This window comes from Vibrio sp. B181a, from assembly GCF_030248375.1.
Taxonomy (GTDB): Bacteria; Pseudomonadota; Gammaproteobacteria; order Enterobacterales; family Vibrionaceae; genus Vibrio; species Vibrio campbellii.
The window spans coordinates 105,382-129,895 of the sequence record NZ_JAHGAD010000020.1; the positions used below are offsets into that span (position 1 = coordinate 105,382).

The window sequence follows — 24,514 nt, forward strand, 5'->3', positions numbered from 1 at the left end:
ATTTGAGCGGCAAAATCAATGTTAAAACTGTCAGACCTATGTAAAGGCTATGTAGACGGGGGAGAATTTCATCCTGTACTGCAAGGGGCAGAATTAACATTACAACAAGGTGAACAAGTTGCATTAATGGGGGAGAGTGGTTCAGGTAAAAGTACCTTACTTAACTTGATCGCAGGTCTCGATACCGCTGATTCAGGCGAGATCCAGTACCCAAGCTTTGCCATGCACAGCGCACCAGAGCATCTAAGAACCTTATATCGCCGTAATAACATTGGTAATATCTTCCAGCAGTTTAACCTTCTTCCTACCCTGAACATTGCTGACAACATCCGCTTCTGTCGCCAATTGAAAGGCTTACCAGAAGACAAAGGCTTGTGGCGTCAAATCCTTTCCGCTCTCGACCTTATGCCGCTTTTAGGTCGTTACCCTGAAGAAGTGTCCGGTGGTCAGCAACAACGTGCTGCGATTGCTCGTGCGTTGTATATGGAACCGAAAATTCTGCTTGCCGATGAACCAACAGGTAGCTTGGATGAGCGCAATGCCGAAGCCGTAATGCGCTTACTTACGAGCCTAGCACGCCAGTTAGAGTGTACTTTGCTGCTGGTTACACACAGTGAAAAGGTGGCAGAACACATGGAAGGTCGAATCCGTCTTCAAGGAGGGCAGCTGCATGTTATGGCCCGTAGTTAAAGCACTACTCGGTCACTACCGCCGCTATCCACTTCAAATTATTCTTGTTTGGCTTGGTTTAACCCTTGGAGTGTCACTCCTTGTTGGTGTTACTTCTATTAACCAACACGCGAAACAGAGTTACGAAACCGGTGAGAAACTTTTTTCAAACCCTTTGCCTTACCGTATTCGTACTAAGCATTCTGCTAATAAAATCCCCCAAGGCTTTTATATCCAATTGCGTCGTGCTGGTTTCAACCAGTGTGCGCCGTTTGATATTCTCCACCTTGATACGGAAGCCGACCTAAGCTTGATGTTGGTTGGTGTCGATCCCGTCGCCTTATTGCCTCTACAGCAGGGTAAATCGCTTAAAGACCTACCGATGCTGTCTTTAATGAAGCCTCCTTATCCTATCCTTGCAAGCCAAGACTTGGCTGCACACATGCAATGGAGCGATGGCGACTTTATTCAACTCAATGATGGTAGTCGACTTGGGCCACTAAAAGTCGACTCAGATAACCTGCTCTCCGGCACTCGCCTTGTAACCGATATTTCTCTGCTTCGTATGCTCAAGCGCAGCTCTGGTTTGTCTGCTATCGCTTGTGGTGAAATGCCAGAAGAGAAAATACTGGCTCTTAAGAACATGCTGCCTAACGGTATGACACTGGTGCGTAACAGCCGTACTGAGCTAGAGTCTTTAACGAAAGCATTTCACATGAACTTGACGGCGATGGGCATGCTGTCGTTCTTAGTGGGTTTGTTCATCTTCTACCAAGCAATGTCACTGTCGTTTATTCAGCGCCAGCGCTTGGTCGGCATACTTCGCCAAACTGGTGTCAATGGTATACAGCTCGCCCAAGCTTTGATGCTTGAACTGACCATTCTTGTGTTGGTTGCATGGGCTTGTGGTAACTTCTTTGGCCTTATCTTAGCGAATGAGCTGATCCCAGCAGTTTCGTCGAGCTTGAGCGATCTTTACGACGCCAATGTTGGCCTAACGATAGGCTGGTCATGGGAATCGAGCCTATACAGTTTAGTGATGTCAGCGATGGGGGCTCTCATTTCATGTCTTTGGCCGCTGATTCGTCTGCTGAAATCGCAACCGATTCGCCTTTCTTCTCGTTTATCTCTGATGCGTTTTGCTGGACGTGAGTTCTCTTGGCAAGCTTTTGCGGCTTGTGCTTTCTGTGTCGCCGCCGTAGCCGTGTACCAAGCACCTAAAACACAAGAGTCGGGTTTTGCCATTATTGCCTTGATGCTAATCAGTGTGGCCTTGTTTATGCCATTTTTGATGTGGCATATGTTCCAAAGCTTTTCTTACTCACTACGTTGGGTGCGTGTGCGTTGGTTCTTCGCTGATGCGGCTGCGAGCATGAGTTACCGTGGCGTTGCGACGATGGCGTTTATGCTCGCCTTGGCAGCAAATATTGGTGTGGAAACCATGGTTGGTAGCTTCCGAGATACGACGGATAAATGGTTAAGCCAACGCCTAGCCGCCGACCTCTATATATACCCAACTAACAACTCAGCAGCACGTATGAGCGCTTGGTTGAAAGAACAACCTGAAGTAGACGCTGTCTGGTGGCGTTGGGAAAAAGACGTCCCAACGGAACGTGGTGCATTGCAAGTAGTGAGTACTGGTTCCTCAGAAGGGGAGTTGGACTCTCTGACTGTGAAGCTTGGTGTGCCGAACTATTGGTATCACTTGCACCATTCGAAGAGCTTAATGGTGAGCGAATCCATGGCTTTGAAGCTCGATATTCGCCCGGGTGACTATATTGATCTTCAGCCTCCATTAGGTGGAGGGTGGCAAGTCGTTGGTGTGTATTACGACTACGGTAACCCGTACAACCAAGTCATGATGTCGCATCGTAATTGGCTGTACGCGTTTGCTGGCTCAGGTAATGTAGGGCTTGGCGTTTTGGTGAAGGACAACGTTAACGGAGAGGGCTTGAAGCGTCGTCTAGAAAACGTGTTCCGTTTACCTCAGGATCGAGTGTTCGACAACAACAATATCTATAACCAAGCCATGCGCGTGTTTGATCATACTTTTGCTATTGCGGGAACGCTAGGCAACATCACTTTGATTATCGCCGTATTTGGATTGTTCTTCGCAACGCTAGCGGGCGAGTTTTCTCGTCAACGACACTTCTCATTGCTACGCTGTATGGGCGTTTCCGGTAAAGAATTGGTGATGTTAGGAGGCCTTCAGTTGTTTGCCTTCGGTATGATATCCGCCATTATTGCAGTACCACTGGGTTTAGCACTGGCACATCTGATCGTTGATATCATTATTAAGCAATCATTCGGTTGGTCGCTGGAGCTGCAAACCATTCCTTGGGAGTACGCTCAAACCATCGCTTGGGCAATGCTGGCCATTATGATCGCTGGTGCGCTGCCAGTGATTAGAATGATTAAGAGCACGCCAATGAAGTCATTGAGGGATGCGCTGTAGTGAAAAACATGAAACCTAAAAAGCGATTATCTCTCTCGGTATTGTTGTGTATCGTTGCAATCACGATGACTGGCGTAGCATTGTATTTGACACTATGGGCGGAAGCGACCGCAACAGAACAGGGTGAGATCAGCGATGTACTCAAACGTGAAAGTAAGACGGTTTTCGAGCCAGTCCTACCTGATGAGCATGTATCGCTACCCGATGATTTCCGTTTTCACCCAGATTACCAGCATGAGTGGTGGAACTACTTTGCTAAGGTTCAGGACAAGCACGGCAAAGTGTACAACATTCAATGGAGCTATTTCCGCGTAGCGACAGACGAACGTGATACTCGAGGTTGGCAGAACCCACACTTATTTATTGCCCACATTGTTATCAGCAATGGCTCTCACGTATGGAAAGAGCAGCGCGTCGCCCGTGGTGGTATTGGCCAAGCTGGGATGACCAATCGTCCGTTCCGTTTGTGGATTGATAACTGGAATTGGCGTGCTCTTGGTTCAACACCATTCCCAGGCAATCTGGATGTCGCCACTGACGCTTTTGCCCTCGATTTGAACACAACAACCAGCGGTCCATTTGTGGTGAACGGTGATAAAGGGTTTCAGGTTAAGCATGCCCTTCAATCGATCGCCTCTTTCAGCTTCAGCGCGCCTTTCTTGAATGTGAAAGGGACGCTTACCCTTAATGGTCGCGAGATCCCTGTTTCTGGCTCAGCCTGGACGCAGAAAGAGTGGGGAAGTGGCCTGATTGGCGAAGGCCAGCAAGGCTGGGATTGGTTTGTGTTTAACCTTGATGATGGGCGAGCGCTTACAGTAAGTCGTTATCGTCACAATGGCCAGGTTCCTCATCTCTTCGGTACGTTGTCAACGCGCTCTGGAAAAGTCATCAATCTAACTGATAAAGACATCACGATGACGCCACTACACGTCACTAATCTTTCTAATGGAAGAAGGTTACCTCTCCAATGGATTATTAACGTTCCTGAGCAGAACATAAATTTGACGACGAGAATCATAAAATCGGACATGTGGTTGCCGTTTGTGATTCCTTATTGGGAAGGCCCGATACTCGCATCCGGTTCTAATGAAGCTTGGGGATTTATGCAGCTCACCGGTTATTAAACAGAACAGAAAAGGCCATCCAGTTGGGTGGTTTTTTTGGTAATGAAACACGCAATTTTCGGTGTAAAACCGCACGTTAATCACGAAAATTCATCAGATATTATACTAACTTAATAGTAGTCTATGTGAATAGATTGAGCTTATAAGGAGATAGGCAGGTCTTGTAAAAAAATATGTTCTTGTTGAAAAATACGATGTTTCGTATATGAAACATCGGAAAAATCGAAGTTTAAACTCTAAACAAGCGATTATTCTTACATTTTCTTCAGCTATAAACTCTCATCATTCTTTGTTACTCGTTTATTAAGATAATAAATATAAGGGCGAAACCATGAACGATGTCATTCGTGACTTTTTTAAAATGGAATCCGCAGGCGGTATCCTTCTTGTAATTGCAGCTGCAATTGCTATGACCATTGCAAACTCACCGCTTGGCGAAAGTTATCAAGCGATGCTGCATACTTATGTATTTGGTATGTCAGTGTCTCACTGGATTAATGACGGCTTGATGGCCGTGTTCTTCCTATTAATCGGCCTTGAAGTAAAGCGTGAGCTACTTGAAGGTGCACTAAAATCGAAAGAAACCGCGATCTTCCCTGCTATTGCAGCGGTAGGTGGTATGTTAGCACCGGCACTGGTTTATGTGGCTTTCAACGCCGGTGACCCAGAGGCTATCTCTGGCTGGGCTATTCCAGCTGCAACAGACATTGCCTTTGCTCTTGGTATTATGGCGCTTCTTGGTAAGCGTGTGCCAATCAGCTTGAAAGTATTCCTTCTAGCATTGGCTATTATTGATGACCTTGGTGTCGTGGTTATCATCGCGTTGTTCTACACAGGCGATCTATCAACGATGGCATTACTTGTTGGCTTTGTCATGACCGGTGTGTTGTTCATGCTGAACGCCAAAGAGGTCACTAAGCTGACGCCATATATGATCGTAGGTGCGATACTATGGTTTGCTGTACTTAAATCAGGAGTTCACGCAACACTTGCTGGCGTAGTAATTGGTTTTGCTATTCCACTTAAAGGCAAGAAAGGCGAGCATTCTCCACTGAAACACATGGAGCACGCACTTCATCCATACGTAGCGTTCGGTATTCTTCCTTTGTTTGCTTTTGCAAACGCGGGTATCTCGCTAGAGGGTGTATCGATGTCAGGTCTGACTTCAATGCTACCGCTAGGTATCGCTCTGGGCCTATTGGTGGGTAAGCCGCTGGGTATCTTCACATTCAGCTGGGCTGCTGTGAAACTGGGTATCGCAAAACTGCCTCAGGGCGTTAACTTTATCCATATCTTTGCAGTGTCGGTTCTTTGTGGTATCGGCTTCACGATGTCGATTTTCATCTCATCGCTAGCGTTTGCTAACGTAAGCCCTGAGTTTGATACCTACGCTCGATTGGGTATCTTGATGGGCTCAACGACCGCAGCGATTATTGGCTATGCACTACTGCACTTCTCATTGCCGAAGAAAGCGGTAGAAGAAGTCGCAAGCGAGAAAAAAGCGTAAGCTAAGATAGAATAATTTACCGAAAGCCTCCCGACTGGGAGGCTTTTTTGTATCTGTAGGTTGGCGAAGTTTGCTAAGCACAATACAAAGCTCATCCAAAGGGGAGCTCAAATGACAGGCGAAAAAAAGCCCAGACTAAAAAGTGTCTGGGCGGATACAAACATAGGAGTTAATAAGAAAAAGCAGCAATGTAGCAACTAGATAGAAACAAGTTTGACGGCCTGAAAAACTTTAAATGCCCTAGTTGTTACAGTAATTCAGACCGGACTAATTCCAAACAGTTCCATTTTTTTTAGAAGTTTTTTTCACAAAATAATATTCGCTTTAAATTCATTCTCTTAAAGCGTCACTTTTCTTTCTGGTCAGACCAATGCGTGAAAATGTGATGTTAATCATTTGTTAATCTCAGGTTTCGGGAGTATATTTTCAAACAGTTGTTTAATACGAGTGATTGAAATGGCCCCGAGAAGTACAACAAAAGAAAAAATACTCGATGTAGCAGAAGGACTATTTGCAGAATACGGCTTCAATGACACATCACTACGAACCATTACTGGTAAGGCAAACGTAAACCTGGCTTCGGTTAACTACCACTTTGGCGACAAGAAAACGCTTGTAAGGGCAGTGCTAGACCGTTACCTAGAAGCGCTAATGCCAAGTATTAAGACGTCGTTAATCGAGCTAAACACACGTGATAGCTACAACATGGATGAAGTGTTTGAATCGTTGCGTTTACCGCTAAGATCGTTGAATGAGGTGAGACCGAACGGTACGGCATTGTTTATGTTACTGATTGGTCGAGGCTACACCGACGTACAAGGTCATTTACGCTGGTTTATCAGTACAAGATATGAAGAAGTGATGAGCTTGTTCATGTTTTCCATCATGAAAGCGAACCCAGAATTAACCGAAGAACAATTGTTCTGGCGATTACACTTCACATTAGGCACTTGCGTTTTCACTATGGCATCAAGCCAAGCGTTAACAGAAATTGCAGAAAGTAAGTTTGAAAAAGAGGTTGATGTTAAGTCTGTCGTCGACCTTTTGATTCCATACTTGTCGGCTGGCATGTCGGCAAAGTAATGCATATTAAATCAATAATAAAGATAAGTTAAAGCCGCTAGCGGTGACGTGAACAAAAGGATCTGAACTATGAGCTCTCTACGAAGAAAATGGATTAGTGACCCAGCATTTAAAATGTTTAAGAAAGTACTGCCTCCATTGTCGAGTACTGAAAAAGAAGCAATGGAAGCGGGCAGTGTATGGTGGGACGCTGAGCTATTCTCAGGCAAGCCAAACTTTACAACGCTACATCATTATCCGAAGCCTGCTCTGACGTCTGAAGAGCAAGCCTTCATGGACAATGAGCTAGAAACGTTACTAGAAATGTTGGATGACCAAAAGATCGTGAAAGACGATCGAGATCTTCCACCAGAAGTATGGGAGTTTTTACGCAAGGAGCGTTTCTTCTCGCTGATCATTTCAAAAGAATACGGTGGCCGAGAGTTTTCAGCGCTGGCTAACTCAACCATCGTTTCTCGCATTGCAACGCGTAGTATCAGTGCTGCGGTTTCAGTGATGGTTCCAAACTCTCTTGGTCCGGGTGAGCTGCTTTCTCACTATGGTACTCAAGATCAAAAAGATTATTGGCTGCCGCGTCTTGCAGACGGTACGGATATTCCATGTTTTGCCCTTACTGGTCCTGAAGCGGGCTCGGACGCTGGTGGTATCCCAGACCAAGGCGTTGTGTGTTATGGCATGCATGAAGGTGAAGAAGTTCTAGGTATCCGTGTTAGCTGGAACAAGCGTTACATCACTCTAGCACCCGTAGCAACGGTTCTTGGTCTAGCGTTTAAGCTTCAAGATCCTGATGGTCTACTTGGTGACAAGAAAGACGTGGGTATCACTTGTGCACTGATTCCTGCTGATCACGAAGGTGTCGAAATTGGCGAGCGTCATGACCCACTGGGTTCTGCATTCATGAACGGCCCAACACGCGGTAACGATGTGTTTATTCCAATGGATTGGTTGATCGGTGGCTCTGAATACGCTGGCAAAGGTTGGCGTATGTTGGTGGAATGTCTATCGGCTGGACGAGGCATTTCCCTTCCTGCACTAGGCACAGCGATTGGCCACCTAACAACACGCACAACTGGCGCTTATGCTTATGTTCGTAAGCAGTTTGGTATGTCGATTGGTAAGTTTGAAGGTGTTGCAGAGGCGATGGGGCGCATTGGTGGTTTAACCTACCTACTAGAAGCGACTCGAACGCTAACCACCACTTCTCTAGATATGAAGGAGAAGCCAGGCATTGTAACTGCGATTGCGAAATACCACATGACGGAAATCGCTCGTACTATCCTAAATGACTCTTTCGATATCCATGCTGGTCGTGCTATTCAAGACGGTCCAATGAACTACCTAGCAAAACACTATCTAGGTATTCCGGTCGCGATTACGGTTGAAGGTGCAAACATCTTAACTCGGAACTTAATGATCTTTGGTCAGGGTGCGACACGTTGTCATCCATACGTGTTGAAAGAGATGGAAGCGGCGGCCAATCCTGATCCGAAAGAGGGCGCAAAAGAGTTTGATGATCTGCTGTTCAAACATATCAAACACGCAATGGGTAACACCTTTGGCGCATTGGGTGCAGCGTTGACTGGTTCTCGCTTCGTGAAAGCACACATGAGCGGACCGACGCAGCAATACTATAAAGATATTACTCGCCTCAGCCGCGCGCTGGCAGTGAGTGCAGACTTCGCAATGTTGACTCTAGGCGGTGACCTGAAGCGCAAAGAAATGATTTCTGCACGCCTTGGTGATGGCCTAAGCTACTTGTACATGGCTTCTGCTGCACTTAAGAAGTATGAAGATGAAGGTCGTCAGCAGGGTGATTTGAACTTTGTACATTATGCAGTACAACACTGCTTATACAATGCTTCGAAGTCATTGAATGAGGCTTACTCGAACTTCCCGGTGAAATATGTAGGTGGCGTTCTAAAAGGCTTGTTGTTCCCATTGGGTAACCACTTCAATGCGCCAAGCGACGAGCTATGTGTGAGCCTAGCAGAAGCGATGATGACACCAGGCGCTCAACGTGACCGACTGACTCATCTATGCTACATCGGCAAAGAGGAAGACGACAGCGTTGGCCTAATGGAACGTGCATTCTTGGCGATGTACGATGTGAAGCCTCTAGAGCGTAAGCTGATGAAAGCTGCAAAAGATGGCAAAGTAGCGCGTAAAGGTCTATTGCATGACCGCCTACAGCAAGCGTTTGAAGCCGAGGTACTGACAGAGCAAGAAATCGACCAAATCATGGCGGCAGATAAGTTGCGCTACAAAGCGATTCAAGTCGACCACTTTAGTCACGATTTCTCAGAAGTTCGCACCAACGTGACGACGAAGAAATCGCACCTGAACTCAGCAGCATGAAGCGTTTGAGTATAAAATGAGAGAAGCACCTCAATTGAGGTGCTTTTTTGTGTTTGAGCCTTTAGGTTTTTCTGTTGAGTGCTCCAACCACTTGCATTTTCGCAGCATTTTTACAGAAATTAGGTGCGAAGTAGGGCTGAACCTTTTATCCTAGCAACGTTTTTTAAAGGAAGTTGAATATGATCATCAAACCTAGAATTCGTGGATTTATCTGTACTACTACGCACCCAGTGGGTTGTGAAGCTAACGTAAAAGAACAAATTGCTTACACTAAAGCACAAGGCCCAATTAAAAACGCACCAAAACGCGTTCTTGTTGTGGGTGCATCAAGTGGCTACGGCCTATCTTCTCGTATCGCTGCGGCATTTGGTGGCGGTGCTTCAACTATCGGTGTTTTCTTCGAAAAAGAAGGCACAGAGAAGAAGCCAGGTACAGCAGGTTTTTACAACGCGGCTGCTTTCGAGAAGCTAGCACGTGAAGAAGGTCTGTACGCGAAAAGCCTAAACGGCGACGCTTTCTCAAATGAAGCAAAACAGAAAACAATCGATCTGATTAAAGAAGACCTTGGTCAGGTAGATATGGTGGTTTACTCACTGGCTTCTCCAGTACGTAAAATGCCAGAGACGGGTGAACTAATCCGTTCAGCACTTAAGCCTATCGGTGAGACTTACACGTCAACGGCTGTTGATACCAACAAAGACGTCATCATCGAAGCAAGCGTAGAGCCTGCAACTGAGCAAGAAATCCAAGACACAGTAACCGTAATGGGCGGTGAAGACTGGGAACTATGGATTAACGCACTATCAGAAGCTGGCGTGCTAGCAGATGGTTGCAAAACAGTAGCATACAGCTACATCGGTACTGAGCTAACTTGGCCTATCTACTGGGATGGTGCTCTAGGCAAAGCGAAAATGGACCTTGATCGTGCATCAGCAGCACTGAACGAGAAACTATCTGCAACTGGCGGTAGCGCAAACGTAGCGGTACTTAAGTCTGTTGTGACTCAAGCAAGCTCTGCAATTCCTGTTATGCCTCTATACATCGCGATGGTATTCAAGAAAATGCGTGAAGAAGGCGTACATGAAGGTTGTATGGAGCAGATCTTCCGTATGTTCAGCCAGCGTCTTTACAAAGAAGACGGCAGCGCTGCAGAAGTAGATGAAGTGAACCGTCTACGTCTGGATGATTGGGAACTGCGCGAAGATATCCAACAACACTGTCGTGACCTATGGCCACAGATCACGTCTGAAAACCTAAAAGAGCTAACTGACTACGTTGAGTACAAAGAAGAGTTCTTGAAGCTATTCGGCTTCGGTGTTGACGGTGTGGATTACGAAGCAGACGTGAACCCAGCAGTAGAAACAGATTTCACTCAAATCTAATCGTTTCTAACGGAATTAAAAAAGGCGCTCAATGAGCGCCTTTTTTGTGTCTTAATGCCTTGTGTTGAATCATGAGCGCTACCTAAAACCAACCAGCAACGCTCATTCAAAGGGTTTAGCTTAGAATAATCAGGATAGTACCTGCTAGCGTCATCAAGATATTAGCAATCGCGTACGTACCAGCATAACCCAGAGCAGGAATTGTCGACTTCGCGTATTCGTTCACTACATCCATTGCTGGCGCACATGTACGCGCACCGATGATGGCACCAAAGAGTAGGGCACGGTTCATCTTAAGTACGTAAGCGCCAACTAGGTAAGCAAGCACGACAGGCACAACGCTGACGATAAACGCCAAACCGATGATCTGCGGACCGACTTGTGAAAGGTGCTCAAAAATCTTACCACCAGCGCTCAAACCAATTCCGACCATAAAGAACATCAGTCCTAAGTCTTTGACCATGTTCAGTGCCCCCTGTGGAACATAACCAAAAGTGGGGTGGTTTGCTCGTAGGAAGCCCAGTGTGATGCCAGAAAGTAATAGGCCGACTGCGTTACCTAAGCTGAATGACACTTGACCAAACGTCATGGTCACCAAGCCAAACATAATGCCCAGAATAAAGAAGCTACAAAATGCGAGTAAGTCTGCCATCTGGCTGTGGATCGAGATGAAACCGATTTTCTCAGCAAGGCCATGAACACGACTCTTTTCACCACTCACCTGAAGTACATCACCTTTAGCGAGAACAATGTCTAAATCCATCGGCATTTCAATTTGAGCACGTACTACGCGGTTCAAGAAACAGCCGAATTCCGATAGGTTCAAATCAGATAAACGCTTACCAGCAATTGCATCGCTTTTAACCACGATCTCTTCTTCGACAATTCGAAGGTCAAGTAGGTTACGGTCGAATACTTCTTTGCCGTTACGGAAACTTGGGTCAAGACGTGCGTGGCTGTCTGGGAAACCTACTAGTGCGATTTCGTCTCCTTCTTGTAGGATTGCGTCACCATCTGGGTGGGCCAGAATGCCGTTACGACGAATACGTTCTATGTAACAACCTGTCTGGCGGTAAATGCCCAGCTCACGAAGGTTCTTACCATCTGCCCAGTCAATCAGCTCAGGGCCAACACGGTACGCACGGATAATCGGCAGGTACACCTTACGTTGGCTAGAGTTACCAAGTCCACGCTCTTGTGCGATCTGCTGCGCTGAATCCGATAGGTTTTGCTTTTGCAGCTTTGGCAGCAGTTTGGCGAACATGATCATACTGATCAAACCCACCAGATAAGCCATCGCGTAACCGACGGATAGATTTTCTAATACCAAAGAAAAGTCCATGTTACGCGGAATGGTTGCAAGACCAGAGTTTAATGCATCTTGTGCACCTACCAGAACAGGCGTAGCGGTAAGAGCACCCGCCATCATACCGGCAGATAAACCAAAATCGAGGCCCATATAGTGGCTGCAAAAGTAGGTAAGACCTACCGCAGAGACTAATACGGTCATACTTAGAATAAAGTAATGTTTACCGTCTCGGAAAAAAATGCCGAAGAAGTTAGGCCCAGCTTCAATACCTACACAGTAGATAAACAGCATAAAGCCGATGGTTAAGGCCTCTGCATTAAAAGAAAAGCCAAGATGGCCCATTACGAGAGAAGTAATGAGAACGCCAATAGAATTGCCTAACTGCAACTTTCCAAAGCGAATTTTACCAATGGCAAGGCCAATTGCTAATACGACGAAGATTAGAAGAATGGGGTTTTGTTCGAGAAGGTGTACGACGTCTATGTTCACTGCGTGGCTCGGGTAAGGTGTGTGCCAAATAAAATAGTTAAGAATTTCGAATTGTAACTAAATATGGAAAAAAGATAAGTGAAATTTTTTAGGTTTTACTATTACTTGACGTAGGGGAATTCTAATTTGGAAAGATAATAAAAAAGCCGCTAATAGCGGCTTTAAAAAATCAGTAATTTGAATTACTCATCGAACAGACCTAGGTGCTCTTTTGCGTAAGCTTCAAAGTCATCACAACCACCGATGTGCGTTTGGTCGATGAAGATTTGAGGAACAGTTTCTACTGGCTTACCAACTGTTTTCTCTAGGTCAGCTTTAGAAATGCCTTCAGCGTGGATATCTACGTAACGGTAGTTGAAGTCATCACGTTTTGCTTTTAGCGTTTCTGCGTGCTCTTTTGCACGAACACAGAATGGACAAGCTGGGCGACCAAAGATAACTACGAACATAATCTTATTTCTCCTAAAATCTCTTCTTGTAGAAAGCGACACTAGACTTCATGTCGGTACACGCCTTCATTTGTTGGGATAACTATGCCCGATCCAGTTACGGAAATAAAGTAGCAATTACCTCTTGTCTCGATAGGTGAAATCTATCGTATAAAAACTGAACGCGCACTAAGCTTATAGCCAAGAAAAGTCACTTTTGAGGGCAATTCTTAATCGTTTAAATGGCGTGTTAAGTATGTGAAGTGACGCATAAAAACATACTTAATGTAGGGTTAATGGCGGCAAGGTGCACTCGGTCAACTTTTTTTTGCTGAAAGCATAGCACTCTAGTGTGAGTTGTTGTTTGGGGAGGAAGTGTATGTTTCAGTTTATGACTGCGACACGGATTATCTTCGGCGAGGGGGCGCTCCAATCTTCGCTGTCTGTAATCAATCAATTTGGCTACAGCGTTTTACTGGTCACGGGTAAAGATACGCAACGAGCCACACCTATCATTAATTATCTAAAAGCGCAGAACATGCGTTATCAGCATGTCGCCATTAATGGCGAACCTAATATCACCATGGTGGAAGAAACTGCCGTGCTTGGGCGCAAGTTTCAGCCGGACATGGTCATTGCCATTGGTGGGGGCAGTGTCATTGATATGGGCAAAGCACTTGCCGCTATCATCCCCAACCAAGGTGATGTCTATGATTACGTCGAAGTGGTTGGGCGAAACGTACCTTTAAAAACCAAACCGATTCATTTTATTGCAATTCCTACGACAGCAAGTACTGGATCTGAAGTGACCAGAAATGCGGTGCTTAAGTCGGGGCAAGATCAAGTGAAGGTCAGTTTAAGAAGCCCGGAAATGCTTGCTGATGTAGCGATAGTCGATCCAACGTTAACCTATGGCACTGATCAATATACCTCTGGTCGCGGCGCGATGGATGCGTTCACTCACCTTATGGAAGCTTACGTATGTGGTGATCCTAATCCGCTCACTGACATGGTGTGTGAGGAAGGGTTGCGTCGTTTAAGCCGTTCGGTCATTGCAGGGTGTAAGCAAGACAGTCACAAAGCCAGAGCAGACCTTTCTTTTGCAGCACTTTTGGGTGGAATGGCCATCACCAACGCTAAGCTAGGCGCTGCGCACGGTTTAGCTTCTGCATTGGGTGGCAAGCTTGATGCTCCTCACAGTGTCATTACCGCGCGTTTGGCACCTCATGTTATGCAAGAAAACATCAATGCTGCAAAAAAGGCAGGGCGCAGCGACGTAATAAGCCGTTACAAGCGATTGGCGCAACTCGTCACGGAAAGAACCAATGCCAACGAGCATGACGGCGTACTTTGGGTGAAAATGGTGCTGGATAAGCTTGAGTTACCTCAGCTTGGAAAATTTGGTGTGTGTCAGACGTCGTTTGAGCAAGTCGCCGATGATGCACTAAAGTCAGTTGCCATCAAAGGTAACCCATTACCGCTTACGCAAGATCGTTTGGTGTACATTCTTCGCCAAGTATGTGATTGCAGCGATGCCTGCGTGGGCGAGAGTGAGGGTAGCCAACATGTAAGCTCAGTAGAGGTGTTGGAGTCACGTTCTGATCTCTCAGATGTGAATCAATAGAAATACGATTGACCAGATACGAAAAGGGGAGCTATTTAGCTCCCCTTTCTATTTTTTATTACTGACTAAGTCGATTCGCTAGTATTGACTCAGCTTGTCGTAGCGGCTGTCTTTCAGCGCGTCTTTTACTCGCTTCAAGTTCTCACGGAAGCCAGTGCCACGGCGCAGAGTAAAGCCAGTGGCTAGCACATCGATCACCGTCATTTGTACTACGCGACTTGCCATTGGCATGTAAACGTCAGTGTCTTCTGGTACGTCTAGAGTAATAGCCAGTGAGCTTGCTTTCTCTAGCGGTGAATCTTTTGCTGTGATAGCAATAACGGTTGCACCGTTTTCACGTGCAAGGTTCGCAATCTCAACTTGGCTCTTAGTACGACCCGTATGAGAAATCAGAACGATCACGTCGTTATCACTGCAGTTAATGCAGCTCATGCGTTGCATTACGATGTCTTCAAAACAAGTAATTGGAATGTTGAAGCGGATAAACTTGTTTTGAGCGTCACGCGCAACAGAAGAAGAGGCGCCTAGACCGAAGAATGAGATGCGCTTCGCTTGAGTCAACAGATCAACCGCACGGTTAACTTGCATCGCATCAAGGCTGTTTTTCGCAACATCCAAACACGCCATTGTCGATTCAAAAATCTTGTGCGTGTAGGCATCAGGGCCATCGTCTTCTTCCACGTTACGGTTAACGTAAGGTGTACCATTGGCAAGGCTTTGCGCAAGGTGAAGTTTAAAGTCCGGGAAACCTTTGGTATCCAGACGGCGACAGAAACGGTTTACAGTAGGCTCACTCACGTCAGCCATTTTCGCTAACGTTGCAATGCTTGAATGAATTGCAGTTTGTGGAGACGCCATAATTACTTCTGCAACTTTGCGCTCTGACTTACTGAAATTCTCCAGATTTTTTTGAATTTTTTCTAATGTATTCATAGTGTTCACGAGGGTATAGAGAACAACTCGCTGGCTCTGCTAACGGGTGGAAACCCAAGGGCTTCTCGGTCTAGAGGGGCGTTAACGAAAACTACCAGCGCCATAAAATCAGTATAAACCCGATCCTCAATCTGGCTAAACCAAATACGGTTACTATTTCGTGAGAATTTGACAAGCCTCAAACAAAATGTTGTAAAAACTACAGAATTGGATGTGGGATAGTTGGTTTGTTGCTCTAGTGGCACAATAATGATGTTTGAGTTACACCAAAACGAAAGAAATTTTCAATTTGATGTAACTCACATTGACGCTTAAGAATTGAGAATGTCTTCGACTGTTTCTTCAATCTTCGCCATTAAACTTGGAGCTTGCAAAGCAATTTCGCGTTGTTCATCCAGAACAGCACTTAGAATATCGTTCGTGGTCAATGGGTTGGCTAATACAACACGGAAAACGATGGTGTTCATACGCTGCCATTGGTCTGGGTTCAGTCGAGTACGAGAAACGAATGATTTGCCCGTTTCACGTTGACGCTTTTGGATAAATTGAGTCAGCTGGTTTAACAACTCGTTCAATTTCTCTTTCTGCGTACCTTGTGCTTTTTCTAGCGCTGCTCGTATATGAGTTGGCAAATAGCGATAGGTCAGCAGGCAAAGCTCAGGCTCAGACACCAACTCAAAGTCTTCCTGCTGGTTGATAAGATCAGCAAAGTAACGAGCCTTGGCAATACTCTGATCGATAAGCAGTTCATAACCAGGGCGGCTGATGATGTGCATCGCTGCGTAAACCAGCATCGCCATACCTGAACGTGAGCCTTCCAGAGTGTGGCTGCCTAAGTCTTTTGAACCTTTACGCAAGATATACTGCGCGTGATGCTCGATAGACTTCATCGCGTCTGGATCTTTAAACAGAACCATGCCCGCGCCCATTGGGATGTAGAGCTGTTTGTGGGCGTCAATGGTGACCGAGTCTGCAAGCTCAACACCGTCAAGCAGGTGACGATGGTGATTCGACATCAGAGTAGCTCCACCCCATGCTGCATCCACGTGAAAATGGCAATTGTGTTCCGCACAAACTTCGGCGATTTGAGCCAGAGGATCAACACTACCCGTCTCGGTTGTACCTGCAACACCAACGACAGCGATAGGCTTGATGTTTTGTGCTTCAAGCTCAGCGATTTTCACTTTAAGGTCATCAACGATAATGCGGTTATTCGCATCTGTTTTGACAGCAACCAAGCCTTCTTGGCCAAGTCCAAGCACGTCAGCGGCTTTCTTTAATGAGTAGTGGCCACGCTCTGAAACCAGAATTGCCAGTCCTTCATAGCCATAGTGCTTCATGGCTTTGAATAGACCTTCTTTCTCCACGCCTTTAAATGCGCCGTTCGCTTTTAATGCCTTGTTGCGTGCAACCCAAAGCGCAGTAATGTTGGCGATGGTACCGCCAGAACAAAATGCACCGAGAGAGTGCTTCGCACTGTGCATCCACTTAGCGTAGAACTTATCGTCCTGTCCGTAGATAAGGCGGTGCAACATACCAAGTACTTGGCGTTCAAGTGGTGTGAATGCTTTCGAAGTTTCAATCTTTACCAAGTTTTGGTTTAAAGCAATCATGATCTTCGACAACGGCATTAAGAAATACGGTAGGGCAGAAGTCATGTGACCAATAAAGCTTGGTGCAGAAGTGTGAACCGAGTGAGATACCAAAGTATCCAGTAGGTGCTCGGTGTGGTCTGAAACGAACTCAGGTTGCTCAGGAATCTGAGCAGAAGAAAAGTCTTTCTCTATTTCGTGTAAAGGCTTTTCTTCTGCCACGATGTGTTCACGAAGAAATTGATTCAAGTTCTGGGAGAGACTTTCGTCGATTTTGGTCAACGTCGAATCTGGACCTTCAGGAATCGTGAAGATCTTTAACAAGCTCTCGAAGCTAACGTCAGCGGTTTTTTGTTCCTTAACCATAGCAAAGAATCTTTGTAGTTATTTTGGTAATGCGAGCGGCACAATCTAAACCAAAACGGGCGCAAAGTCCCGTTTTAATTATTGAAACCCATGTTGCTGAAATGAAATTCTTAGGCGAGGTTTATTCACACTTCTGCTTTTCAATCTTAGCAATTGATTGATTGTACTTATTAAGTGCAGAATCGATCTGTTTTGGATGGCTTAATAAGTCAGCAAAAGCAGAACGTAGGTCATAGTTCTTTGGGTGGTTTGCTGATTGGCGGTCGCTGAACGTCTTTTGTGCCGCTTGGCCTAGTTCATCGCTGCGTGTCGCCAGTTGTTTTACATCGTGCTGTTCTAGCTTCAGCCATGCTTCGACGGGTTGCTCTGTTGCAACACGGCTAGGATCGTTTTTCAAGAAGTAATGTACCGCTTCACGGTTAAGCTCAAAGTGGTGCTTACGACCTTCTAAGAACCACTGACTTACTTCTTTCAAATCAGGGTATTGCGTAACGGTTAGGTCAACGAGATCTTGGTACCACTGCAGAGAAGCGTCGATGTAACCGTCGTATTTATTTGCAAGACATTGCTGATCAGCAGCAAAAGTGAAAGTTGAGCTTGTAGCGAGGAGCGCCGCAACGACAAAGCGTTTCATTGTTATTCCTTTTGGTTGTATTCCCTTTGTAACCCTAATAGGCACTATGCCTTGCCTGTCACTGATTACCGATCCAAGAGTTAAAAATCAAAGGGCTCGATAACAAAGCGGTAAACCAGAAAATTCTCTTTGAATTGAGCATTTTGAGGTTACGTGGGTATTTGAATTTTTGCCGTATTGTAATGGATGTTAAGGACTATTCCTGAGATCTAGCTAGCAAGAGACACAAAGAAAAGCATCATTACAGGCACTAATAAGCTTAGGATAAAACCGCTAACAATCGCGACAGGCACACATCGAACACCACCAGTGGTTTGAATCACCGGTAGGGTAAAGTCCATTGCTGTAGCACCCGCGTAGCCAATAGCAGTCGAAGGATAAGTGCGAATAAATAGTGGAATCGCGACCAATGCAACCAGCTCTCGCATTAACTCAATCAAGAAGGAGGCTCCGCCAAAGATTGGGCCAAATGCATCGCCCATCAAAATACCCGCCAGAGAGTACCAGCCAAAGCCCGATGACATTGCTAACGCTTGATAGAGTGGTAGGTCGAGAATCATTCCGGCAATGACGCCACCGATCATGCACGTCACTATGATCACAGAAGCGATTGCCATACCTTGTTTATTCAAAAGAATCTGGCGCAGCGTTAGGCCACTGTTGCGTAGTTGAATGCCAATAAAGAACAGCAATAGAAATAAAATCCACTCGCTTGCGGTATCTACCCAAGAAAGCCCAATAGGAAGAATTAAGCCGGCAATCAAACCGCCGCCAACAACGACCACTAATTTGACCGATTCTAATGCCATAGAAGAGAGAGGAAGTTTCTTTTGATTCTGGTCCGTCTGCAAAGGCAGCAGCTTATCAACCAGTGGCAAAGCCATTAGGTTACATACACCCAAGCAAACAAAAAAAGTGCCCGCGTAGAGGAGGATGGTTTGCAGGTTGCTACCAAGGTTATCAAGCGCAGCCAAGCTCAATCCCATCAAAGAGAGGATGACGTAAATAAGGTAAGAGGTCGATTTATTGATCTTCTCCAGTACTGACGAGCGAGAAACTGGAATTAAATAGCCCACCACTAATGGGGCGAAGATAAATAGCATCCCTGAGAACATAAAACTCAATGATTCCTTTCTGAGATAAGCAAGATAATTCAGCCACGCAAAAATGAATCAGAATACTATCTGAATGAAGTCGTGGCTGGATTTTGATGTATTAGAGATTAAAGACCGCTTGCGCTAAGCACTTCTTTAATTTCACTTTGGAAGTCAGTATCACTCATATTGCTGAGATCGTACAAGACCTCGGCGCCAGTTAAATTGAACTCTACTTCGTGATCTTCAATGCGTTCGTCTTGGTTACGGAACATTAATAGATGGTTTGCGATACGAGCAATATCTAAATAACTTACTTCAGGGCGAGCAGATTCGAACTTCTCATTCGAGGAGACTTCGCGGAAATCATTATCAAAGCCCCATTTTTCTAGTACTAATTTACTCGTAGCAGAACAGCGGGTTTGGAATATTTGTAGCGCGATATCGGCATCAAGGTAATTGCCGCGATCAAGATACAAGTGGTATTCGTTTATCAAGCAGAACAAGCCGATGTCCGCCAATAAGCCAACCAACAATGCCTTCTCTTGTTCTAGATGACCATAAGTCGCAGGTTCATGCTTGCGAAACTCCTGAACCACCAACACCATGGTTGCGCCAAGCTCACGAGAAACTGCGGCACTTTTCACCAAGATACTATTACATTCTTTGGTTAAGTTTACTGAATGCTTTAATTGTTCAATCGCTTGTGCAGTGACAATGTCTCTTACGCGAAGAATACCGAGTCGAGAAACGGCCGTTATTAAGTCATTACAAGTGATATTGCGACGATTAAAGATAACGGAGTTCGCGACACGCACGACAACAGCAGCTAGGCCAGGATCTTCTAAAAGTGCATTGGCAACGTCTGCGATGGTGGTGTGTTCTTCAGTGCAAAGCTGTTGAATCCTGAGTACGACATCAGGGATCGGAGGAAGGGAAATTTTGCCAGTAGAAATAGACTGTTCTACCAGCTGAGCGAACTCAGATTCGAGTGCTTTTATAAGCTTATCTTTATTATTCGGTAGCCAGAAAAATGATAGATGTTCCATTACGACGCTGTGCTTGAGAGCTTTCGTACAGTGTACCCTCACAGTATGTTAGTTATCAATTAAATACCTGTCTCGCTTTCGCAATTGCCGTATTAATCACCATGATGCTTAATTTTTGGCAGTGATTGCGTCAAAAAAACATCGGTCTAGGAGTTGTAAGTGTGAAACTAATCACGTATGTTGAATTTGTACTTTGGCATCTGTGACATAGATCCTAACTTATTTTTCAACGTTAAGTATGATTAAGACAGTTGGTGAGCGCAATTCACAAAAAATACGCCAACATATCGACAATTTATAATTCGCTACAAGCTGCTGTTTATCTGGTGACATCGCTAATCGGGGTAACTTATTCCAATTAAAGAGGTCAATGGACATGACAGACCAAGCTTTTTTTAACTATGTAAGCAATTTTAGTGAGTACCAAAAACGTTCAATGTTTGGCGGTATTGGTTTATTCAGCAACGACGCAATGTTTGCTCTAGTAAGTAACGACTGCTGTTACTTGCGCGGTGGCAATGGCCTCGATGAAGAGTTCACTCAACTAAACTGTGAAAAATATAAGCACGTCAAAAAACAAACGACGGCAACGGTAAATTATTACGATGTAACAGAATTGTTCGATTCCGGTTTTGCTGGGTTGGATGAGCTGCTACAAAAATCAATTAATTGTTCTATCAAGGAACGCAAATACCAAAAGTCTTCAGCCAGTAGACGTTTGCGTGATCTACCGAATATGCAGCTAACGCTAGAGCGTATGGTAAAGAAAGCGGGTATTGATGACGTAGACACGTTTTTGGAGCTTGGCCCAGTAGAAGTCTTCAACAAAGTAAGAGTGGCATACGGCAGTGATGTAGACGTTAAGCTGCTTTGGAAGTTTGCTGGTGCGATTGATGGTATCCATTGGAAACTGATCCAAGAACCACGCAAGAAGCAGCTACTGGCTATGTGTGAATAAATCTATTTAGTTTCACGATGATTGACTCGTTTAGGATGAAGTTAGCGAGTCATAAAAGGTGAGTGTTGAAAGCGACAAAAAGGAAGTTGATGTTTTTGACCACTTCATTTGAGTTAGTCATTGCAACAAATTAGTTTTTACCCATAAAAAACCGAGGCATATGCCTCGGTTTTTGTATTTTTGCTTCTGATGGAGCGTAATCAAATGATTGATTAGAACTTGAAGCGAGTCGTGAACATTACTTGATCACCGTAGAAGTCGTTGATACGCGCTTCTGCACCTAGAGAGAATAGCTCTGTAGAGTGGAATCGAGCGTAAACAGAACCGATCCAATCGTCATCGTTGTCGATAGATACGTAACCTGCTTTACCACCCACCTCTAGCTGAGGACCAAGCCACTGGCGTACACCAAGGTTCAGTTCCATACCCACGTCTGTGCTGCTTGAGTTTGATGGCTGCACAACACGCATTAGCATTTCACCAGTTAGGTCTGCCCAGTTGTTAAGTGGAGAGTGGAAACCAAAACCTGCAGCTGAGTCGAAATCGCCATCGAATTCTGAATCGATGCGCGCAACTACGTGTGCATTTGGGTGGATTGATTTGCTAAAACCAGCACCGAATGTCACAGGGCTTGCACCAATGCGAGCTTCCATGTAGTCGTAGCTAAAGTTGCTCATTGTTGCTGGAGCGTTGTAGTCGTTCGCAGCTAGAGCTTGGCTAGATGCCAGCAAAAGGGCAGTGGCTAATAGTGTTTTACGCATAACTAACGATAAACCTTGTCTTATAGTTCCATGGATCCAAGTAACCACTTGAACCGTAATCTGATTTGTTCGACATCATAATAAAAACCAAGGTCGACGACCAACAAAAAAGTGTCGATGTTTTGTCAAATGAGTCAATTGTGCCATGTTCACAGCAAAAAACGCGCCATGTAGGAGGTATCTTGGTGCCTTTTTCTCGCAAAACGATTATTCGCCAAAGCTTGCTCGTCTGTCAGCCATTGCATTGAGGATGGCTTCTGCATCCAGAATTGAGGTCCACGACAACAGATTGTCATCATTTTCTATCATAAAAGCAGTCAGTTGAGACGTGGTGGCTTCTCGCAGTTCTTCACCTTTCCATGGCTTAGCGATGTAGTAATCGAGACTTCCATGATTTACAGCTTCAACGGTGTCTTCTAGGCCTGCTTGCCCGGTGAGCAAGAGTTTACGTGCCGATTTTGTGTCACCATTTTGACTGAGCTCGATTAAGAAGCTTATACCAGTCTGCTCTGGCATGATGTGGTCACAAAGAATGAGGGCGAGTTGAATGCCATCTTCCGCCATTTCTTCAATCACTTGTTTGGCTTCCGTGACGGATTCCGCACCTTCGACCACAAAGTTATCTTCAAATGGAATCAGATCCTGAAGGACACTATCTAAGACTTCTCTTTCATCATCCACGCACAAAATCAGATATTTAGTCATGCTTCATCTCCTTCTTGAGTGATAGGTAACCAGACGGTCATGCAAGTGTACTGGTTGAGCTCAGACTCCACCTCTATCCAGCCTTTATGGCTAGCCATAATTTGTTGGCAGATAGAAAGTCCGATTCCTAAGCCGAAATTGCCTTCTTTCTTGGTTGTAAAGTTGAGTTCAAAAATGGCTTTTTGTTGTGATTTTGGGATGCCGCATCCGTTGTCTTTGAATGAGATGACAGCGTAGGTTTGATTATTTTTCTCGACCGATCGCGATCGAATAGTCAGCTCGCCTTTATCGGGGAAGGCATCAATCGCGTTGGAAATTAGGTTGGTCCAAACTTGCTGCAGCGCAATGGGTTGGCAGAGCGTATGAGGCAGCGGAGCGTAGTCAGTAGTGACCTTGTGCATTTTGAGTTTGTTTTCAAAGATCACTAACGTATCTTCAATGCCTTCATGCAGATCAGCAAAGTGCAAACTTTCATCATCGGAACGTGCATATCCCTTCAAGCTCTTCACCATGTCGGCAATGCGGGCAGCACAAACATTTATCGAGCGAAGTGATGAGCCGACTTGATGATATTGCTCTAATGTTCCTAATGTCTGTAATGAATCCGCTTTTTGACGAGTAAGATCTGTTATCAACGCTTTATCTGATTCGAGACCAAGGTTCACGACTTTTTTGGCTAGGTTCCTGTCTGGCAGGAAGTTGCTAAGCTGTTTAACGCGCTCTCGTAACTCCGCGGTTGAGGCTGGCTTAACCCTTTGGGCTCTAGTCAACAAATCAATGCCCTTTTCTTGAATGTCGTGGCTAGGGAGTTCTGTGAGCAGATTCTCCAGTGTCTGCGTCAGATTTTCCACCCCGCGGAGAATGGCTGCGATAGGGTTGTTTAACTCATGGGCAACGCCGGCGACAAGTTGCCCAAGCATCGCCATTTTTTCTCTCTCAATAAGTTGTTGGTGGGCAGATTCTAGAGACTCCAGAGTTTTTTGTAGTTGTAACTTGGTGTTGATGCTGCGTTGCAATCGTCGGTTGAAATGACGGAGGAGCAGGTTAGTAAAGAGCGGTAATAAGTTTGAATCGCTCTGCATTACTTTGCGGAATTCGTTTCGATCTAGTTTAATGACTTCTGTTTGAGTCAGGGTCAGTGCCGTAGAAAATGAGTTTTCACCGGTGACAAAGGACATGCCGCCAATGATATTACCTTTAGAGTGACGAACCACCTCACGTTGCATTCCTAGCTCGTCGCGTTTGTACAGCGCAACTTCACCACTGGTGATAAACCACAAGAAACTGTTGGGTTCACCTTCTACCGTCAGTAAGTGTTCTGGGGAGTAGGTTCGACATGCTTCACTATCGTCATCTTGTTCAAAGAAATGTTGTAGTGCGCTGATCACTTGTTCCGCCAGCTCTTCGTCGGAAAGAGAGTGGTAGTCGTTCAAGAAGCCTGCTTGGTAGTTGCTCATTTGATTTTCGATGTGAGCACGAAGCAACTTGTGCTGGTCGAGAATTTGGCTGTAGCTAAGTAAGTCTTCTCTATCGTGACGAAGAATAAATTGGGTAAGTTCTTTTTGTGCCGTATTGAGCAGCACCTTGTCTGGCAGTGGTTTCGTTAAGCAATGATCTAGGCGTCCTTCATTGACGGCGGTTAAGATTGCCTCAATATCAGAAGAACAACTGATAAGGATCTTTCGAGCTTGCTCGGTATGAGGTTTACGATCTAAACCGATAAGAAAATCGACGCCGTTGAAATGCGCGTGATGGCTAGCGATAACGAGCGCCACTTTTTGTTCTCTCTCTTCGAGGTATTCCAAAGCACTCTGGGCTTCTTCAATCGATTCTACCGACAGAATATCAAACTTGCTCGAGAAGGCAGACAACTCCAAGCGAAACTGCTCGGCACTAATGGGATTGTTGTCGAGGCACAATACGGCGTAGCGGTTCACAGTGGTTTGAGCTCCGGTTAAAACTTAGCACTAACAACATATCAATTAAATACAAGAATG

General features: G+C 45.3%; 19 protein-coding genes. 9 read left to right on the plus strand and 10 right to left on the minus strand.

Annotation, left to right across the window (positions count from 1 at the left end; translation table 11 throughout):
• Nucleotides 1–18 precede the first annotated feature (18 nt).
• The 7 genes from KIO97_RS09720 to fabV all read left to right on the plus strand — a co-directional run bounded on the left by KIO97_RS09720 (nucleotide 19) and on the right by fabV (nucleotide 10,575).
• Nucleotides 19–690 carry an ABC transporter ATP-binding protein gene (locus tag KIO97_RS09720; RefSeq protein ID WP_005428554.1) on the plus strand — a complete coding sequence of 224 codons (672 nt, stop codon included), beginning with the start codon at nucleotides 19–21 and terminating at the stop codon, nucleotides 688–690.
• The gene (locus tag KIO97_RS09725; protein WP_285382215.1) at nucleotides 671–3,124 is read left to right on the plus strand and encodes an ABC transporter permease; all 2,454 of its coding nucleotides are present in this window, start codon (nucleotides 671–673) and stop codon (nucleotides 3,122–3,124) included. The genes KIO97_RS09720 and KIO97_RS09725 overlap by 20 nt, the downstream gene beginning before the upstream one ends.
• Before the next feature lie 8 nt (nucleotides 3,125–3,132).
• A complete protein-coding gene (locus tag KIO97_RS09730; RefSeq protein ID WP_077201281.1) occupies nucleotides 3,133–4,248 on the plus strand; it encodes a lipocalin-like domain-containing protein in 1,116 nt (371 codons plus the stop codon).
• Between the two features lie 331 nt (nucleotides 4,249–4,579).
• On the plus strand, nucleotides 4,580–5,755 hold the full coding sequence (nhaA, locus tag KIO97_RS09735; RefSeq protein ID WP_045452927.1) for a Na+/H+ antiporter NhaA: 1,176 nt from the start codon (nucleotides 4,580–4,582) through the stop codon (nucleotides 5,753–5,755).
• Between the two features lie 456 nt (nucleotides 5,756–6,211).
• Nucleotides 6,212–6,838 (plus strand): TetR/AcrR family transcriptional regulator, encoded by a 627-nt coding sequence (locus KIO97_RS09740; protein ID WP_038891364.1) that lies wholly within the window; start codon nucleotides 6,212–6,214, stop codon nucleotides 6,836–6,838.
• A gap of 69 nt (nucleotides 6,839–6,907) precedes the next feature.
• Nucleotides 6,908–9,193: an acyl-CoA dehydrogenase gene (locus KIO97_RS09745; RefSeq protein ID WP_045452924.1), complete on the plus strand. Its 2,286-nt coding sequence runs from the start codon at nucleotides 6,908–6,910 to the stop codon at nucleotides 9,191–9,193.
• Nucleotides 9,194–9,372: 179 nt separating this feature from the next.
• Nucleotides 9,373–10,575 (plus strand): enoyl-ACP reductase FabV, encoded by a 1,203-nt coding sequence (fabV, locus tag KIO97_RS09750; RefSeq protein ID WP_051118852.1) that lies wholly within the window; start codon nucleotides 9,373–9,375, stop codon nucleotides 10,573–10,575.
• Nucleotides 10,576–10,690: 115 nt separating this feature from the next.
• Here fabV and KIO97_RS09755 read toward each other — a convergent pair whose 3' ends face one another.
• Together KIO97_RS09755 and KIO97_RS09760 are read right to left on the minus strand one after the other, a co-directional pair.
• Entirely contained in the window at nucleotides 10,691–12,373 is a 1,683-nt protein-coding gene (locus KIO97_RS09755; RefSeq protein ID WP_285382220.1) for an aspartate:alanine antiporter, read from the minus strand.
• Nucleotides 12,374–12,555: 182 nt separating this feature from the next.
• Nucleotides 12,556–12,822 (minus strand): GrxA family glutaredoxin, encoded by a 267-nt coding sequence (locus tag KIO97_RS09760; RefSeq protein WP_005428550.1) that lies wholly within the window; start codon nucleotides 12,820–12,822, stop codon nucleotides 12,556–12,558.
• Between the two features lie 358 nt (nucleotides 12,823–13,180).
• Between KIO97_RS09760 and KIO97_RS09765 the strand changes: the two genes are divergently transcribed.
• Nucleotides 13,181–14,425 (plus strand): iron-containing alcohol dehydrogenase, encoded by a 1,245-nt coding sequence (locus tag KIO97_RS09765; protein ID WP_285382222.1) that lies wholly within the window; start codon nucleotides 13,181–13,183, stop codon nucleotides 14,423–14,425.
• A 78-nt stretch (nucleotides 14,426–14,503) separates the two neighbouring features.
• Here the strand turns inward: KIO97_RS09765 and KIO97_RS09770 are convergent, their stop codons facing one another.
• The 5 genes from KIO97_RS09770 to KIO97_RS09790 all read right to left on the minus strand — a co-directional run bounded on the left by KIO97_RS09770 (nucleotide 14,504) and on the right by KIO97_RS09790 (nucleotide 20,093).
• Nucleotides 14,504–15,358 carry a MurR/RpiR family transcriptional regulator gene (locus KIO97_RS09770; protein WP_005444542.1) on the minus strand — a complete coding sequence of 285 codons (855 nt, stop codon included), beginning with the start codon at nucleotides 15,356–15,358 and terminating at the stop codon, nucleotides 14,504–14,506.
• Between the two features lie 311 nt (nucleotides 15,359–15,669).
• Entirely contained in the window at nucleotides 15,670–17,316 is a 1,647-nt protein-coding gene (gene panP, locus KIO97_RS09775) for a pyridoxal-dependent aspartate 1-decarboxylase PanP (RefSeq protein WP_045378344.1), read from the minus strand.
• A 121-nt stretch (nucleotides 17,317–17,437) separates the two neighbouring features.
• Nucleotides 17,438–17,950 (minus strand): hypothetical protein, encoded by a 513-nt coding sequence (locus KIO97_RS09780; RefSeq protein WP_038891356.1) that lies wholly within the window; start codon nucleotides 17,948–17,950, stop codon nucleotides 17,438–17,440.
• Between the two features lie 209 nt (nucleotides 17,951–18,159).
• On the minus strand, nucleotides 18,160–19,065 hold the full coding sequence (locus KIO97_RS09785) for a lysine exporter LysO family protein (protein WP_038891355.1): 906 nt from the start codon (nucleotides 19,063–19,065) through the stop codon (nucleotides 18,160–18,162).
• 107 nt (nucleotides 19,066–19,172) lie between these two features.
• Nucleotides 19,173–20,093 (minus strand): HDOD domain-containing protein, encoded by a 921-nt coding sequence (locus tag KIO97_RS09790; protein ID WP_285382226.1) that lies wholly within the window; start codon nucleotides 20,091–20,093, stop codon nucleotides 19,173–19,175.
• A 370-nt stretch (nucleotides 20,094–20,463) separates the two neighbouring features.
• Between KIO97_RS09790 and KIO97_RS09795 the strand changes: the two genes are divergently transcribed.
• Entirely contained in the window at nucleotides 20,464–21,051 is a 588-nt protein-coding gene (locus tag KIO97_RS09795; protein WP_005428539.1) for a TfoX/Sxy family DNA transformation protein, read from the plus strand.
• Between the two features lie 212 nt (nucleotides 21,052–21,263).
• On the opposite strand, the gene KIO97_RS09800 is transcribed toward KIO97_RS09795, so the two are convergent.
• From KIO97_RS09800 to KIO97_RS09810, 3 genes are all read right to left on the minus strand, one after another.
• Nucleotides 21,264–21,812, minus strand: a complete 549-nt coding sequence (locus tag KIO97_RS09800) for a hypothetical protein (RefSeq protein ID WP_005428519.1) — start codon at nucleotides 21,810–21,812, stop codon at nucleotides 21,264–21,266.
• A gap of 207 nt (nucleotides 21,813–22,019) precedes the next feature.
• Nucleotides 22,020–22,517, minus strand: a complete 498-nt coding sequence (locus KIO97_RS09805) for a response regulator (RefSeq protein WP_005529183.1) — start codon at nucleotides 22,515–22,517, stop codon at nucleotides 22,020–22,022.
• Nucleotides 22,514–24,454: an ATP-binding protein gene (locus KIO97_RS09810; protein WP_285382229.1), complete on the minus strand. Its 1,941-nt coding sequence runs from the start codon at nucleotides 24,452–24,454 to the stop codon at nucleotides 22,514–22,516. The genes KIO97_RS09805 and KIO97_RS09810 overlap by 4 nt, the downstream gene beginning before the upstream one ends.
• Nucleotides 24,455–24,514 lie beyond the last annotated feature (60 nt).